The organism is Pedobacter sp. KH_004, from assembly GCF_057840755.1.
The window spans coordinates 1,863,925-1,880,624 of the sequence record NZ_CM174519.1 but is presented as its reverse complement, the minus strand read 5'-3'; the positions used below and the strand labels follow the sequence as shown (position 1 = coordinate 1,880,624).

The 16,700-nt window shown below is 36.9% G+C and carries 13 protein-coding genes and 1 pseudogene; 6 read left to right on the top strand and 8 right to left on the bottom strand.

Translation table 11 applies throughout. The annotated features are described in order from the left end of the window. The 3 genes from AC3ITD_RS08025 (at window position 1) to trxA (ending at window position 3,098) form a co-directional block, all read left to right on the top strand. Window positions 1-1,254 carry a competence/damage-inducible protein A gene (locus AC3ITD_RS08025; RefSeq protein ID WP_265798739.1) on the top strand — a complete coding sequence of 418 codons (1,254 nt, stop codon included), beginning with the start codon at window positions 1-3 and terminating at the stop codon, window positions 1,252-1,254. Between the two features lie 47 nt (window positions 1,255-1,301). Then, window positions 1,302-2,651, top strand: a complete 1,350-nt coding sequence (locus tag AC3ITD_RS08020; RefSeq protein WP_489365531.1) for a dihydrolipoamide acetyltransferase family protein — start codon at window positions 1,302-1,304, stop codon at window positions 2,649-2,651. 150 nt (window positions 2,652-2,801) lie between these two features. Beyond that, window positions 2,802-3,098 (top strand): thioredoxin, encoded by a 297-nt coding sequence (trxA, locus tag AC3ITD_RS08015; RefSeq protein WP_056848903.1) that lies wholly within the window; start codon window positions 2,802-2,804, stop codon window positions 3,096-3,098. On the opposite strand, the gene pdeM is transcribed toward trxA, so the two are convergent. From pdeM to AC3ITD_RS07995, 4 genes are all read right to left on the bottom strand, one after another. Next, window positions 3,099-3,737, bottom strand: a complete 639-nt coding sequence (pdeM, locus tag AC3ITD_RS08010; protein WP_265798741.1) for a ligase-associated DNA damage response endonuclease PdeM — start codon at window positions 3,735-3,737, stop codon at window positions 3,099-3,101. Window positions 3,738-3,800: 63 nt separating this feature from the next. After that, complete coding sequence (locus AC3ITD_RS08005; RefSeq protein WP_265798742.1) at window positions 3,801-6,278, bottom strand: ligase-associated DNA damage response DEXH box helicase; 2,478 nt, start codon at window positions 6,276-6,278, stop codon at window positions 3,801-3,803. 252 nt (window positions 6,279-6,530) lie between these two features. Further along, window positions 6,531-8,129, bottom strand: coding sequence for an ATP-dependent DNA ligase (locus tag AC3ITD_RS08000; RefSeq protein WP_265798743.1), 1,599 nt, complete (start codon window positions 8,127-8,129; stop codon window positions 6,531-6,533). Beyond that, window positions 8,126-9,202 (bottom strand): ligase-associated DNA damage response exonuclease, encoded by a 1,077-nt coding sequence (locus tag AC3ITD_RS07995; protein ID WP_265798744.1) that lies wholly within the window; start codon window positions 9,200-9,202, stop codon window positions 8,126-8,128. The genes AC3ITD_RS08000 and AC3ITD_RS07995 overlap by 4 nt, the downstream gene beginning before the upstream one ends. A gap of 132 nt (window positions 9,203-9,334) precedes the next feature. Between AC3ITD_RS07995 and AC3ITD_RS07990 the strand changes: the two genes are divergently transcribed. From AC3ITD_RS07990 to AC3ITD_RS07980, 3 genes and pseudogenes are all read left to right on the top strand, one after another. After that, window positions 9,335-9,946, top strand: a complete 612-nt coding sequence (locus tag AC3ITD_RS07990) for a SatD family protein (protein WP_265798746.1) — start codon at window positions 9,335-9,337, stop codon at window positions 9,944-9,946. Next, window positions 9,946-10,299: pseudogene (locus AC3ITD_RS07985) on the top strand (DUF3307 domain-containing protein); the annotation flags it as partial. The gene AC3ITD_RS07990 and the pseudogene AC3ITD_RS07985, both read left to right, overlap by 1 nt. 63 nt (window positions 10,300-10,362) lie before the next feature. Further along, a complete protein-coding gene (locus AC3ITD_RS07980; protein ID WP_489366746.1) occupies window positions 10,363-10,656 on the top strand; it encodes a hypothetical protein in 294 nt (97 codons plus the stop codon). Window positions 10,657-10,866: 210 nt separating this feature from the next. Here AC3ITD_RS07980 and AC3ITD_RS07975 read toward each other — a convergent pair whose 3' ends face one another. From AC3ITD_RS07975 to AC3ITD_RS07960, 4 genes are all read right to left on the bottom strand, one after another. Beyond that, window positions 10,867-13,038, bottom strand: a complete 2,172-nt coding sequence (locus AC3ITD_RS07975; RefSeq protein ID WP_489365526.1) for a S9 family peptidase — start codon at window positions 13,036-13,038, stop codon at window positions 10,867-10,869. A gap of 94 nt (window positions 13,039-13,132) precedes the next feature. After that, window positions 13,133-13,816 (bottom strand): DUF4412 domain-containing protein, encoded by a 684-nt coding sequence (locus AC3ITD_RS07970; protein ID WP_489365524.1) that lies wholly within the window; start codon window positions 13,814-13,816, stop codon window positions 13,133-13,135. A 22-nt stretch (window positions 13,817-13,838) separates the two neighbouring features. Then, window positions 13,839-14,615 carry an enoyl-CoA hydratase/isomerase family protein gene (locus AC3ITD_RS07965; protein ID WP_489365522.1) on the bottom strand — a complete coding sequence of 259 codons (777 nt, stop codon included), beginning with the start codon at window positions 14,613-14,615 and terminating at the stop codon, window positions 13,839-13,841. Window position 14,616: 1 nt separating this feature from the next. Then, the gene (locus AC3ITD_RS07960; protein ID WP_489366647.1) at window positions 14,617-16,497 is read right to left on the bottom strand and encodes a ComEC/Rec2 family competence protein; all 1,881 of its coding nucleotides are present in this window, start codon (window positions 16,495-16,497) and stop codon (window positions 14,617-14,619) included. Window positions 16,498-16,700: the final 203 nt, after the last annotated feature.

Genomic DNA, 16,700 nt, shown 5'->3' with positions numbered 1-16,700 from the left:
ATGCTAGCTGAAATTATAACCATTGGCGATGAAATTCTCATCGGTCAAATTGTTGATACCAATTCGGCCTGGATGGCTAAACAATTAAATTTAATTGGCGTTTCGGTTAAACAGATTACATCAGTTTCTGATGATGAACAACATATTTTATCTGCATTAGCTGATGCTGAAACCAGAGCAGATATCATTTTAATAACCGGCGGTCTAGGTCCGACGAAAGATGATATTACCAAGAAAACTTTGGCTAAATATTTCAATATGGGTTTCAGAAACGATGCAGGAGCCTTAGAAATGGTTCGTCAGATTTTCGAGAAATTCAAACGCCCTTTGTTAGATATTAACATTCAGCAAGCTGATGTACCAGATGGTTGCGAAGTGATCGTTAATAAAAACGGAACCGCTCCATGCATGTGGTTTGAGGAGCACGATAAGATTTTTGTGTCAATGCCTGGAGTTCCGTACGAAATGATGTATTTAATGGACGATGAAGTACTGCCAAGAATTAAATCCCGGTTTAAGTTACCGTCAATTGTACACAAAACTATTCTTACTGCTAATATTGGCGAATCTTTTTTAGCGAAGGAAATTGAAGAAATCGAAGATAGTTTGCCGCCGCATATTAAGCTTGCATATTTACCTAAATTAGGCCAGGTACGTTTGCGTTTATCTGCCAAGGGCGATAATGAATTGACCTTGAAGGCTGAAGTTGAAGTTTATGCTCAACAGATTATCACAAAAGTTAAAAAGTTTGTTGTAATTGATGAAGATCTCCCGCTCGAGCAGGCCATTCTCAATCTAATGAAATCGAAAGGTTTAACCTTATCTACTGCAGAAAGTTGCACCGGTGGATATATTGCCCATTTGATTACTCAACATCCTGGCTGTTCATCTGTGTATTGGGGTGGAGCTGTGGCCTATGCCTACGAACTGAAAGAATCGATTCTGGGCGTGAAAGAAGTTACCTTATCTAAATTTGGTGCGGTGAGTGAAGAAACGGTTACCGAAATGGCCGAAGGCGCAATTAAACATTTCAAAACTGATTATGCTATTGCAGTAAGTGGTATAGCCGGACCCGATGGTGGTACCGAAGATAAGCCTGTTGGAACCGTGTGGATTGCGATTTCATCAACGAATAAAACAGTTGCTAAAGTGTTTAATTTCAGTAACAAACGCCTTCAAAACATCGAACGTTCGGCTGCATCAGCATTAATGATGTTATTAAATCTACTTAGGGAAGACTTTTACAACGAATAAAAACTGTATTTTTGTCGCAATACCAATATATAATACTGTAATTTAATATGGCTCAATACGAACTATTGTTACCAAAAATGGGTGAAAGTGTTGCCGAAGCAACCGTAATTAAATGGGTAAAACAAATTGGAGATTCAATTGATTTGGATGACACAATTTTGGAAATTGCAACAGATAAAGTAGATTCTGAAGTACCTTCACCTGTTGCCGGTAAATTGGTAAAGCAAATATTTAGGGAAGATGAAGTTGCGCAAGTTGGTGATGTAATTGCTATTATAGAAACTGCGGGTGGCGGCGACGCTAAAACCGAAGAACCTGCTCAACAAATCGCTGTCATTGAAGAAGAACAACCTCAAGACATTCCGGGCTTAGCAGAATTACAGCAAGAAAAAACATCTGAAGTGCAAGCTGATTTTGCTTCTCCAAACCGTTTTTATTCTCCTCTGGTCAAAAGCATTGCTTCTCAAGAAAATATTTCCATTGAAGAACTCGATTCAATAAAAGGCTCTGGTGCAGATGGCAGGCTCAACAAAGATGATTTATTAAATTATATTTCAAGCAGAAATGGTGGGCAAGCGAATGCCTCACCAACCATTTCAAATGTTCCCAATCAGCCAGCTGCTGAACCTATTGCCGCATCAACACAAGCACCGGTTGCAACTAAAACATCGACAACATCAGTTTCTGGTGGCGATGAAATTATTGAAATGGATAGAATGCGTAAACTTATTGCCGACCATATGGTGATGAGCAAAACGACATCTCCACATGTAACTTCATTTGTTGAGGCAGATGTGACGAATATGGTTTTATGGCGCAACAAAGTGAAAAATAGCTTTGAGAAACGTGAAAATGAGAAAATAACATTTACGCCAATTTTTGTTGAAGCAGTAGCAAAGGCCATTAAAGATTTCCCAATGATTAACGTTTCTGTTAACGGAACGCAAATTATCAAGAAACGAGATATCAATATTGGTATGGCAGCGGCTTTGCCAAGCGGAAACCTCATTGTTCCTGTGATAAAAAATGCCGATCAGTTAAATTTAGTTGGTTTAACAAAAGCCGTTAACGATCTAGCTGCAAGAGCCAGGATTTCAAAACTTAAACCGGATGAAACACAAGGTGGGACTTTCACATTAACAAATGTTGGTTCATTTGGAAACGTGATGGGTACACCCATTATAAACCAACCGCAAGTTGCTATTTTAGCTGTAGGCGCCATTAAAAAGAAGCCTGCAGTTTTAGAAACTGAACATGGTGATGTTATTGCAATTCGCCACATGATGTTCCTTTCATTGTCTTACGACCATAGAGTTGTGGATGGTTCGTTAGGAGGGATGTTTATTAGAAGAGTGGCTGATTACCTGGAAAACTGGGATTTTAACAGAGAGATTTAATTAGAACAAAAAGAAGTCAAGTTTTGAAAAACTTGACTTCTTTAGTTTAAAACCAAATCACGTTAATGCTGTTTTTTGACTAACGACTAACGACTAACGACTAACGACTAACGACTAACAACTAACGACTAACGACTAACGACTTAAATTATGGCTAAGTTTTCAGAATTAATAAATGGAGAGAAACCAGTTTTGGTAGATTTTTTTGCTGAGTGGTGTGGACCTTGCAAAATGATGAAGCCCATTTTAGAACAATTGAAATCCCAGGTTGGCGACTCCGTTTCGATTATTAAGGTTGATATCGATAAAAATCAGGCTGCAGCGGCTGCATATTCTGTTCAAAGTGTACCTACTCTAATGTTATTTAAACAAGGAAAACAAGTTTGGCGTCAAAGTGGTGTTTTGCAAGCTTCGCAATTGAAACAGATCATCGATTCTCATTCTTAATTATACTTCGACTACTTTATTGGGCGTAACCGCAAATATTTGCTCATTAGTCTTCGGGTAAATGTTATAAAGGCCTGTAAACGTACTGAATGCTGGCAAAACTGCGTACTCTTTTCCAAAGAAGAAACATGGAAATTTTAAACGCTGTTTTGCTTTACCCACCACAGTAACACCAGGATGAATGTGGCCACTTATCGGATACAATTCTTCTTCGGTACATTTTGGAGCATCATGAATAAAGCAAAAAGGCCCTAAACAAAAACTTGGTTCATGTATTTCAATTTGCATTGATTCATAATCAGCATTTGCTAACCTATCATGGTTTCCTTTTACAAGCAAGAAAGTGAGTTCGCTAAATTGCTTTTTCCATGCTGCAAACTCATCGATATCGGTATTTAAACCATGATGAAACATATCACCATTAATCAATAACGTTTTGGGTTTGTACTTTTCAACGAGCAAACCTAATCGCTGTAAATCATTTTGAGCGATGGTAGATGGTACTTGTACACCAGCAGAACGGAAATGTGCAGATTTACCCAAATGCAAATCGCTAATGGCTAAAAGTTGATGTTGTGGTAAGTATAAAGCCCTTTCTTTATCTAAAATCAGTTCTTCTCCGTGGCTTGTGATTGTCATTATTTTTATCTAATATAGTCTGTCATTGCGTACCTCGCAATCACGAAACAGTAAAAGGGTAATTTACTTAAATTTCTCCGATTCAGCTTTCATCCTTGCAATTCGTTGTTCCAATTCTTCCGAACTCATATTTTCCCGTAAACTATCAACCTTAATCGGAAATGATAATGGTGTAAAACTCTGAGGATGGGTAATGATTACCTCACTATTTTGAATTCTTTCTAACGCGGCAGCCAATCTTGGCTCTTCCAACTGCTGATAAAAAACTTCATCGTATGCCTGGCGCAAAAGTAAATTATGTTTATCGTAATCGCTAAAAACATTAAAAAATAAACCTGCAGATGACTGGAGATGTTTATTGGCAACATATTTACCAGGATACCCCTGAAAAACCAAACCTGAAATGCAGGCAATATCGCGGAACTTTCTTCGAGCCATTTCTGTTGAATTGATACTTAGCGTAATGTCTTCTGTTAAATTTTTTGGCGAGAAAACTTCGTAAGCGATAGATTCATCCATAGGAATTTCGGTTTCGCTTAAGAGCTCAAAACCATAATCGTTCATTGCAATAGAAAAACTTATCGGCAAAAGCTTGCTCAAACGGTAGGCTACCAAAGCCGCCAAAACTTCATGAACTAAACGCCCTTCAAATGGGTAAGCAAAAAGATGAAAACCTTCTTTGTTATTAATCAATTCAATTAACAATTCATCATTGCGTGGTACATGAGAACGCTTTTCTTGCAAAAGAAATAATGGATACACAGAATCCAATTCTTCATCGTTATGGGTTTTATCCAATGCCTCATTATATTTTTTCCGCAATACCGAACCCAAGTTTGAAGACAAAGGCAAACGGCCACCATTCCAACTTGGAGAAATGGCATTTTTTTGTTTACTCACGCGAACAATTACCGTCATATCTTTAACATGAACAAACTCCAGAACCCGACCGGCCAAACGGAAATTATCGCCGGCTTTTAAGCGGGTAACAAAATATTCTTCTACCATGCCGATATACCCGCCGGAAAGAAATTTTACCTTTAACATCGCATCACTTACTATAGTACCGATATGCAAACGATGTCGCATAGCCAGCTGTCGGCTCTTAACTTTCCACAATCCGTCTTCATCTTTCGTTACCTTTTTAAACTCATTATAAGCACCTAAGCTATCGCCACCTGAAGTAATAAATTGCATTACCCAAGACCATTCCTCTGGCAAGATTAATTTAAAAGCGTGGGTATTTTTGATTTCCTCATAAATGATCTTGTCATCAAAGCCATCTCCAATAGCTAAAGTAACCAGGTACTGAACCAGAGTATCGAAAACCATAATGAACGGCTCACGGCTTTCTATATTATTGGTTTTGGCCGCTTCTTTAATTGCTGCTGCTTCTACTAATTCTAAAGCATGTGTCGGCAAAAAATAGATCTTCGAAACCTCATGGGGTGAATGCCCCGAACGGCCGGCACGTTGTAAAAACCTGGCAACACCTTTAGGCGAACCCACCTGAACAACGGTATCAACAGGTTTAAAATCTACACCTAAATCCAAGGATGAAGTCGCAATAACAGCCTTCAGTTGCCCCGTATGTAATGCGTCCTCAATCCAGTTTCTGAGTTCAAAATCTATTGAACCGTGGTGAATAGCAATCCTTCCTGCCAATTCGGGTTCGATATTTAGCAAGTGCTGGTACCACATTTCCGATTGCCCGCGGGTATTGATAAAAATAAGAGTGGTTTTGCTTTTCTCAATAATAGGCAGAAGTTTGTAAGCCAGTTTTAAACCCAAATGCCCGGCCCAAGGCAGGGTTTCAATATCATCGGGAAGAATGGATTTAATGATGATTTTCTTTTCTAGGTCGGCCTTGATAATGATTCTTTTCGCCGTTTCATCAGGCTCCAAAACATCCAAAGCCTCTTCAATATTTCCAATGGTCGCCGAAATTCCCCATACTCTTAAAAACTGATTTTTTTCCAATTTTTGCAAACCTTTAATCCGGGAAATAGCAAGTTCTACCAATACACCACGTTTACTTCCCAACAATTCATGCCATTCATCTGCTACTATGCATTTCAGGTTTTTAAATAAAGTTGAAGAGCCTTTTTGTGCCAGCAAAAGATGCAAACTTTCAGGTGTAATCAATAAAATTTCGGGCATCGATTTCTTTTGTTGAACTTTCTCTGCCTGCGATGTATCGCCGTTTCTTACTCCAACATGCCAATCTAATTCAAGTTCGGTAAGTGTTTCACGCATCGCTCTTGCAATATCTTTAGCCAGGGAGCGAAGTGGGGTAATCCAAATGAGTTGCAAACGGTCTTTTGCTTTTTTATTGCTTAATTCTGATGCATTTAGCGCCTCTATGGCTATGGCCAAAAACAACGAAAATGTTTTACCAAATCCTGTTGGAGCATTCACCAATCCGCTGTAACCGTTTAAGTAGTTTTGCCAGGCATCTTCCTGAAATTTAAATGGTTTACGACCATTGGCTTTAAGCCATTGCTTAATTTTTTTGTAGCCTTTGGTTTTCGTTTGGTCCATGTATAATTGTAATTCTAAATTTTTAACTTGAAAAGCAATTTCAGTAATTCTTTGGTAGCATTAGTCCCGCCATTTGCTACAATTCCCGATGAAAAATCGGGATAATTTTCGCTTCTGTCGGGTTTAAAATAGTAAGGTAAACCTAAGTAAAATAAACCTGACAGGAGCGAGCACGAAACCCGATTCTTTTAATCGGGTGAGTAAAGTGTATGGCAGGGCTTTCGGTTCCGATAAACACAGAAACCTGATTTTCTAATCATTTATAAACGTTGATGCTAACAACTGTCGCAAATCATCTAATGTGTTAATTTCAGCAGCTTTTTTATCTTTCCGCCATCTTAAAATCCGTGGAAAACGGAGTGCCAAACCAGCTTTGTGTCTTTTACTTTCTGCAATTCCCTCAAATGCAATTTCGAAAACAAGTTCCGGTTTTACGGTTCTCACTGGTCCAAATTTTTCTATTGCATTTTTGGTTACAAAAGAATTCACTTCTTTAATTTCCTTATCGGTTAGGCCAGAATAAGCCTTTGCAATAGTAACCAGGTTTTCGCCATCGCGAACGGCAAAGGTATAATCGGTGAAAAAATTTGCTCTTCTGCCACTACCTTTTTGGGCATAAATCATCACTGCATCAACGGTATAAGGATTTATTTTCCACTTCCACCAATCGCCACGTTTACGACCACTGTGGTAATGTGAACTCAGTTTTTTAAGCATAATTCCCTCACTGTTAATTGAACGTGAGGTTTGTCTTAACTCCGCTAATTCCTCCCAGGTTTTACACTTTATAACTGGTGATAGAATTACAGCACTTTCATCTAAACTACCAATTAACTGCTCTAATATTTTTCTTCTTTCACTAAGAGGATGTTCGCGAAAATCATTTGCCTCAAACTCCAGAATATCGTAAACGAAGAAACCAATAGGGGCGTCTTCCAGTTGTTTTTTACTGATCGTTTTGCGGTTCAAACGTTGCTGTAAAGTACTAAAAGATAAAACCTGCTTGTCCTGTACCGCTAGTATTTCACCATCTAAAACTGCACCATCTGGCAAAATATTAATTAAAAAATGTAGTTCTGGGAATTGCTCTGTTACCAATTCTTCGCCTCTGCTCCATATAAATAATTCACCATTTCTTTTAACAATTTGTCCGCGGATACCATCCCATTTCCATTCGGCTTGCCATTCGGCAATATCGCCTAACTTTTCTGGCTCTTGCTCCAAAGCATAAGCAAGGCAAAAGGGATACGGCCAGGAGTTATCTGTATTTACATGTGCCCCATTAATCAGCTCGGTAAAAGTAATTTCATAAGGATTCCACTTGCCCATAATGCTATGCATAATTTGGGCACTATCCAAACTACTTTGCTTGGCCAGGGCATTCACCAGCATCTTATTGGAAACCCCAATTCTGAAATTGCCTGAAATAAGTTTATTGAAAATGAATCGTTCTTGTGTTTCTAAGGTATTCCAGGCATTTAAGATGAAATCTTTTTTAGTTTCATCATCTTTACCTTCCAAATCGTGCAAATTTTCAATCCATTTATGTAATTGAATATCTGAAGTTTTCTCTGCAGGCGGGAGGAGCAGGGCAATGGTTTCACTTAAATCGCCCACGTTCGAGTAACTTTCAGAAAATAACCATTCGGGTGTTTGTGTAATTTCTATTGCCCAATATTTAAGCAATGCTGATTTAATTGGTCGACGGGGCTTTTTACCTGTGAACAGGGCGATGACCCAAATCTTATCTTTATCATCGGCAAAATTAAAATAATCTACTAATGCAGCAATTTTGTCATTGGTTTTATTGCTCAATTCAAGCTGCTGAATGAGTTTTGCAAATCTTTTCATTCTGCGCTTATGTTTTCAGTTTCTTTCTTTTGATTCTCTCCGTCAGCAAGATCAACTTTATTTTCTTCATCGTCTTCTTGCCCAAACTTGGTCATTACTTCTTCTGATTCAATGCCCTCATCATTTAAAAACCGACTAAAAGCGGCCGTGAAACCATGGGTAACATAAACTTTTTCTGCGCCGGTTGCAGTAATGGCATCCATTAGCCCTGTCCAATCGGCGTGGTCACTGAGGGCGAAACCCGCATCGGCACTTTGCCAGCGACGGTGTGCCCGAACCTGCATCCAACCTGAGCAAATACCAGTAACCGGATGGGATAAATTCTTAATCCATCGGCTATCACGCATGGCTGGTGGCACAATTACAATTCCCCTCTGTAATTCATCCTTGGTAGTTTCGGGTGTAATTCTAATCGTTTCTGGCAAGTTTACACCAGCATTGATAATTACTTCATTTAGGTTTGCGATACTATTGTGAACATAGATAGGAACACTGCCCGCAAGATTTTTAATTAAACGTTGTGCTTTTCCTAAACTATATGCAATTAATACACTTGTTTTTTGTTGTGGAATATTATCGCTAACCCAACTTTTAATTTTATCGAAAACGAGATCTTGTTTTTGCCATTTATACACAGGTAAACCAAAAGTGCTTTCAGATACAAATGAATGGCATTTTATGGGTTCAAAAATATCACTGATCCCATCATCTTCAGTTTTATAATCGCCGGAAATAACACAGATTTCCCCTTTATATTCTAATCTAACTTGTGCCGAACCAATGATATGGCCTGCAGGATAAAATGAAATATTTACACCGTTACGAACGATGCTTTCGCCATAATTAAGGGTTTCTACATTTAAATCTTCGCTAATGCGGCGTTTAATTATAGGCTTTGTTAAGGTGTGGCAGAGGTAATGTTTATTTCCAAAACGTACATGGTCGCTATGGCCATGTGTGGTTACGGCGTAATCTACAGGCCACCAAGGATCTACATAAAAATCTCCTTGCTTGCAGTAAATACCTCTTTTTGTAAATTCTATTAATGCCATGAGTACTAAACAATAAATCATGCTATAAGTTTTAAATCAATATCGGGTAATTAGCCGATAATTTAAAATATCGGGTAATTAGCCGATAAATAGAAATATCGGGTAATTAGCCGATAATTTTTGGAATATGATTTAATAATCCGATATTGTATTATGATTTGTATTATAACAGGTGATATAATAGGTTCAAGAAAGATAAAGGATAGCTGGTTATTGAGCTTAAAAAATGCTTTAAAAGTAGTTTCAAAGCAGAATAATAAGTGGGAGATTTATCGTGGGGATAGCTTCCAGGTAGAGGTAGAGACAGAAAATGCTATCAAAACTGCAGCTTATCTAAAAGCTTGTATCAGAATAAATAAACCTGCAGATGTGAGGATGGGCATTGGAATCGGTGATATAAAAAGCAAGCGTAAAAAACTTTCAGAATCAAGTGGAGATGCATTTGTAAACTCTGGAGCAGCTTTTGATAGCTTAAAACAAGCAAAAGTTAATCTGGCTATTAAAACTGACTTCCCTGATTTCGATGAAGAAATTAATGTTATGATTAAGCTGTCTTTAATTGCAATGGATAGTTGGGGAATAGTTGCTGCAGAAATGGTCAAACTGGCATTAGAAAACGAAAATGTGTTGCAAAGTGAGCTAGCCGTGCTTTCAGGCAGAACCCAATCTTTGGTAAGTGAGGCTTTAAAACGTGCTCATTATTCTGAATTGATGGAGATGGATAAATTATACCGTAAAAAATTGAACCAAACGCTTTCGAAATAATGGAGATCTATTTAATTAAAATCATTATAGCGCATTTAGTTGGAGATTTTTTTCTGCAACCTAATTCATGGGTGAAAGATAAGGAAAGAAAGAAGCTAAAATCAAGCAAATTATATCTACATGTCCTGGTTCATATAGGATTAATTTTTGTTGTTTTTTTAAGCTTTAATGTTTGGAAAATAGCTTTATCAATCGGTGCCTTGCATCTCATAATTGATGCCTTAAAATCGATCTTTCAAACAAATAAAAATGCCAGAATCTTATTTTTTGTTGACCAGCTTTTGCACTTCAGCTCTATTGTATTAGTATGGAATTTTTTCTATAATGGTTATTTAAATATCAGTTTTATAAATGAAACGCACACGTGGATTATAATTTCGGGCGTTTTATTTTTGACTATGCCAACATCCATCATTATGAAAGTAATTATTGCCAAGTGGTTACCAGAAAGCGACGATGAGAGTCCGAAATCTTTGCAGAATGCAGGGAAATATATTGGTATTTTAGAGCGGACATTGATTTTTGTTTTCATCCTCACCAATCACTTTGAGGCTGTAGGTTTTCTGTTGGCGGCTAAATCTATTTTCCGCTTTGGCGATTTAAAAGAAGCACACGATTTAAAATTAACCGAATATGTACTAATTGGTACCTTGCTGAGTTTCGGAATCGCCATAGTAGTTTCACTAATAATTATGGGATTGATAAAATAAATTTTCCCTGCCGGATGTTAAGCTTTATGCTAAGCTAACATTAAGGAGAATGCAGAACATTGCATTTTAAATCCGATTGAAATGTAATACTTTTTTGAGAAACCTCGCAGGTTTTTAAAACCTGCGAGGTTGTTTTTACAAAAAAGATTAAAATGAAAAGCGGGGCTATCGAAACCGATTCCCCGCTAAATTGCTTTTCAAATATCAATTCTATTTTGCGCCTGGAGGGCAGTTATCTTTCAAAAACCTAGTATAAGTGAGCGATAAATGTTCACTCGTTCCATCGCCCTCAGAAATACTGTGCGTACGATTTGGATAGCTCATTAATTGGAAAACCTTTCTGTTTTTAATCAATTCGTTAATTAACATTTCGGCATTTTGATAATGAACATTATCATCGCCAGTACCGTGAATGTAAAGTAAATTACCCTTCAGGTTTTTGGCATAAGTAATAGGAGAGCCCTTAACATAAGCTTCTTTGCTTGGAAAAGGAGTGCCCATATAACGTTCCTGATAAATATTATCGTAAGTTAATTGGTTACCAACAGCTGCAATGGAGATACCTGTTTTGTAAATTTCAGGATATTGAAACATTAAGTTTAAAGTGGATGAACCACCGCCACTCCAGCCCCAAACGGCAACACGATCTTTATCCATAAATGCATTTGTAGCCAGCAGTTTTTTTGCGGCCATGGCCTGATCGCGGATATTAATTACGCCAATGTTTTTGTAAATACCCTTTCTCCAGGCTGCACCTTTAGGAACAGGCGCACCACGATTATCCATAGAAATATAGATATAACCATCTTTGGCCATATCGCCGGCATACAGCGGATTTCTACCCGCTCCATAAGTATCAGAGGCTGTTGGAGAAGCAGGTTCGCCATAAACATAAAATACTACAGGGTATTTTTTATCGGGATTAAAATTATCTGGTTTTTTCATCCAACCATCCAATTCAACACCATCTTCTGTAGTTACTTTAAAGAATTCTACTTTATTTTTAGGTGCTTCTTGTTTTGATAATTGGTTAGTAATGCTACCATCCATGGTGAATGGATTGCCTGTAGTAAAATTCATCCATTCGGTTACCGGCCTTACTGTAGCGCTATTGTAGGTATGACGAGCGAAAGCTGCATTAGGGGAAATATCATAGCTGTGCGTGCCAGGAAGCAGGATAGATGGCGTAACTTGTTCTAACTTGCCCTTACCATCAAGCTTGGTTTTATACAAATAACGTTGTGTGGCATTATTAGGCGAAGCGATGAAATACAAATAGTTATTCTTATCGTCGATTAATTTTACATCGACAACATCGTAATTTCCTTTTGTTACCAGCGTTTCTTTTTTTCCATCACGACTAATTCTATAAAGGTGTGCCCATCCATCTTTATCAGATAAAATGGTAAACTCCTTATTGTCATTTAACCATTTCCACTCATCTTGGGCATCAATCCATGCTTTTGCTTTTTCGGTATAAATGGCTTTAGCAGCGCCACTGGTTGCATCGCAAATAAATACAATACTTTCATTTTGCTCGCGATTTAATTGTTGGAGAATTACCTCATTGCTATTTGGAACCCATTGCATCCGAGGAATATAATGTTGAATATTATCGCCAGGGATATTTAACCAATTGGTTTTAGCAGTATTTACATCGACAATACCAACTTTACAAGCTGATGGATTTTCGCCCACTTTCGGATATTCTACAGGAATGGTGAAGGGATAAATCGAATCGGTATTATTAATCATTAAAAAATTCTTGATTTTAGTAGCGTCGATTTGCCAATAAGCAATAGATTTTCCATCAGGACTCCATCTAAAACCATCTCTGCAATCGAATTCTTCCTCGTAAACCCAATCAAAAGTGCCGTTAATCATTCGGTCTGTTCCATCGATTGTTAAGGCCTTCATGTTAGTCCCGTCAGTATTTTCCACATACAAATTGTGTTTGCTTACATAAGCAACCTTACTACCATCGGGCGATAACTTTGCAAACATCAACGATGATGCAGGCTTGTCTTTACCTATTTGAGTGATCTTATTCGCTGTTAAATCAGCCAACCAATAATCGCCACGTGTATCGTAACGCCAAACTTTTTTACTATTGGTGTAAATCAAAGCTTTAGTTCCATCGGCAGAAAGTTGAAAACTACGAACTGCAATAGGGGCATCTTTTCCAGAAGGCGTTAAAAGTGCCCGGGAAATAATCGTTTTTTTCTCACTTTTAGGTAGCGTAACAGAAACAATTTCTCCGCTGGTAATTTGATAATAAGAATTGCCATCTTTTGCCCAATTTATGCCTTGAGCTTTTGCATCAACAAGTGCACAAACGGCAATGCAAACAATTGAAAGTTTGAGTAATAAGTTTTTTATCATAGAAAATTAGTCATAAAAAAAGCTTTTTAACTTTTGGGCTAATTTAAATAAAAGCCGGCAGTTAAAAAGCCTTTGATTGTAAGATATAAGTTAGTTATTCTCCGCCACCTTGCATTTTCATTAATTCGTCCATAGTTACTACTTCGTAACCTGCCGGAACGTCTTTCGAAATTGCACCCACTTTACCTTCAGCAATTGATTTTAATGTTGTTGTAGTTTCGATACCGCGTTGAACCATTGTAAACTTTACTGGAAATGCACCTAAACCTGGGAAATAGTTTTGAGAACCTACGTTCGGAAGTTCTACATCTTTTGTTGCCCATAATTCGTGAGCGCCACCTTTATCATCTTTAAATGTATATTTTTCAGCATTGTAACCACCTACAGATTGTTTTTCGCCAGTTGCTTTGAAATCTGAAAACTTAGCGATTGCACCCATAGCTTTTTCTACATCTTCTTTTGATTGTTTTACGGCGAATTGTTTTTGAGCGATAGGCACATCAATTAATAATAAACCAGTTTTTTCGTTGTTATCAGAAACGATACCAATTAAAGCAGGACCTTGTTCCATTTCAATTTTAGTTAAACCATTATTGAATTTAACTTTCATTTCTGCAGGTGGTTCCTGACCACCCATTGCAGCTTTTTGCTCATCAGTTAATTTATATTCCAAGCCGTAAGTAATCGTACCTTCAGCAATTTTTTTTTGCGCATGTGCGATTATTGCACCACTAACTAAGATTAAAGCGACAACGCTTGTTTTGATTGATTTTAACATGTTTTTATTTAAGTTTAGTTTTTTACCAGTTAATTTTTTCTTTATTTAAAAATGAAGCAATTCCTTTTTTAAAATCTTCACTTTCCCTCACTCTAGCATTTATTTGTACTGCAAATTCCAAGCTTTTCTCCAGTAAGGGATTTGTTGTTTGGTTAATTAGCTGTTTTGTGATCATCAACGAATTACCAGAACTCCCGCTACACAAACGTAGTGCAAATTCTTTAACACTTCGATTAATTTCTGCTGAATTTGTTACATAATTTATCAATTTATATTCCAAAGCTTCCTGAGCTGTGAAGGTTTTTCCAGTTAGCAATAATTCTTTAGCTATAGTTTCGTTTACCTTTTGCTTCAAAAAACAAGAAACGATAGCCGGTACGAAGCCGATTTTAACTTCTGTATAGCCAAAACTGCTTTCAGGGGTGGCGAAAATAATATCGCATATTGTGGCTAATCCGCATCCTCCGGCGATTGCATGTCCCTCTACCTGTGCAATAACGATTTTCGGAAGATAATAAATGGTTGTAAAAAGCTTTTTTAAGTTGTTCGAATCTATAACATTTTCTTCAAAGGTATTTTGTTGTAATTGTTGAAGATACTCTAAATCTGCACCCGCACTGAATGAACCTCCATTGGCGTTTAATACGATTACTTTAACCGCATCATCTTCTGATGCGTGAATAAATTTCTCAGTTAATTCCAAAATTAATTGAGGATTTAGTGCGTTTCTTTTTTCGGGTCTGTTGAGGGTTATGGTGGCAATTCTTTCTTCCACACGGTACAAAACCAGGTTTTCCATGTTATTGGGTTAGGTAAACCAAATATGCAGGATTTTTCTTTAAAATATGAGCTTCTATTTTATTATTCTCCGCAAATTTTTTAAAGATTGCTATTTTATAATCTTTATTTGTAGCGTCGATAATTAAATGTCTAAATGTTAATTCTTTAGGAAGATTTTGCAAATTGTATTTGTTATTAGCTGTTAACCAAACGCTTGAAAATTTACTATCGATTACTATCTTTTTATAATTAAGGTGTTCATCAATCAGTAGAATATTGTACTTATAAAATACAATTTGGTTATCTTTTTTAATGAAATTCTTCGAAACGGTGTCTCTTTCCAAATTGGTAAATCTAATTGCATTAATCTGAGATTGTTGCAGTGCGGGCTCAATAAAGAATTCGTAATTTCTATCGTCTGAGCTTAAATCGGTAAGTAAAATTGCGGTTTTACCATCAATAAATGCAGCTGCATAATTTTTTCTTAAGGTGAAAAAGATAATTTTCTTCTGATGGATAGCCGTCCAATCATTATAAAGGGTAATTGCAGAACAGGCGACATAAATCAACGCGGAAAAGATATAAAATTTAGCACTCTTACCGACAAGCCCGTAAATCAATAAGCCCAAAGCAATACTCATCAAGATTAATTCTGGAAGAGTAATCCATACCGATGAAAAAGTAGAAAATGGTAAATCGGCAATCCGTTTTAAAACGGTGTTTGTAGTAACGATTATCCATTCAAAAATTGGGGAAATTTTATCTATAAATGGAACTAGAATAGCAATTCCTAAAACCATAATAAAAATAAGCGGAATAGAGATAAACAAATTCCCTATTAAAAAATAGACAGGAAACTGATGGAAATAATAAATACAAAGCGGAAATGTAACCAATTGTGCCGATAGAGAAAGTGCAATCAATTGCCAGACTTTATTCAGCCATTTATTTTTAACGTAAATCCATTTGTAAATCTTTGGTTGAAGATAAATTAAACCAAAAACGGACAGGTATGACAGTTGAAAACCAACATCCCAAATTAAGAATGGATTGTAAATCAGCTGGCAAAATGCCGCAAATGCTAAAGTGTTATATCCGTTTTTATTTCTGGCGAAAGTTTTAGCTGTGATGAAAATTGTGATCATAATCGTCGCCCGGACGACAGATGGAGATAAACCTGTAATTAATGAATAGCCGCAAATCAGACTACAGATGAGGATAAACTTTAGAATTTTAAGTGAACGTTTTTTGTCCAGAAAAGCTAAACAAAAATCTAGCACAAAGAAAATTATCTCCACATGACTACCGGAAACAGAGAGTGCATGTATCGTTCCAGTTTTAGAATAAGCTGCTAGCGTTTCCTTACTTAAATCAGCCCGATATCCTAAAATGAGTGTCGATGCAACTGCAAAAGCTTCATCATCTTTTATTAGTTTTCGGTATTTTGCCACCTGCTTTTCCCTCAAATCCAAGGCAAACTTTATAATCGGATTTCCAGTATTTCTATTAGTTTTAAGCAAGTGCTTTTGGTTGATAAATGTTTGTTCGTAAACGTTTTTGCTGGCCAGCCACCTTTTAAAATCAAATTCAGCGGGATTATATGGGGGTTCAACTTCCAGATATTTTGCGGACACTATCAACTCATCACCATATTTTAATTTTACTGGGCTTAGGCTATCTACCTTCAAAGCCAGCAATAATTGTCCGCTCAGCTTAACGTGGCTCGAATTCTCGTAACCCGAAACTACGTTTGCCGTAAACCTTAAAATATCATTTGTTTGCTCGGGTTCATCATTTATCCAAATTTTTAAGTAAGTATATTTCTTTTTGGCGAAGTAATCTTGCCTCAGCTTGTGATTATTTAAGAGGCATAGTAATCCTCCCAGTATAAAAAAGAAAATAAAATTAAAGATCCTGTTATGCCTTTAAACTTATAGCCCTTAGCCTTTTTGTAAATTATGTTAATAGTTAATAAAAAAATGAAAATCACTACCAACGTAATCTCAGTAATCAAAATCATTCTTTGCGTTGCGATGAAGTAAAAAATGCCAATCCCAATTAAAAAAGGAATTAGAATCCTTGCGAAAATATATTCTGCTTTAAA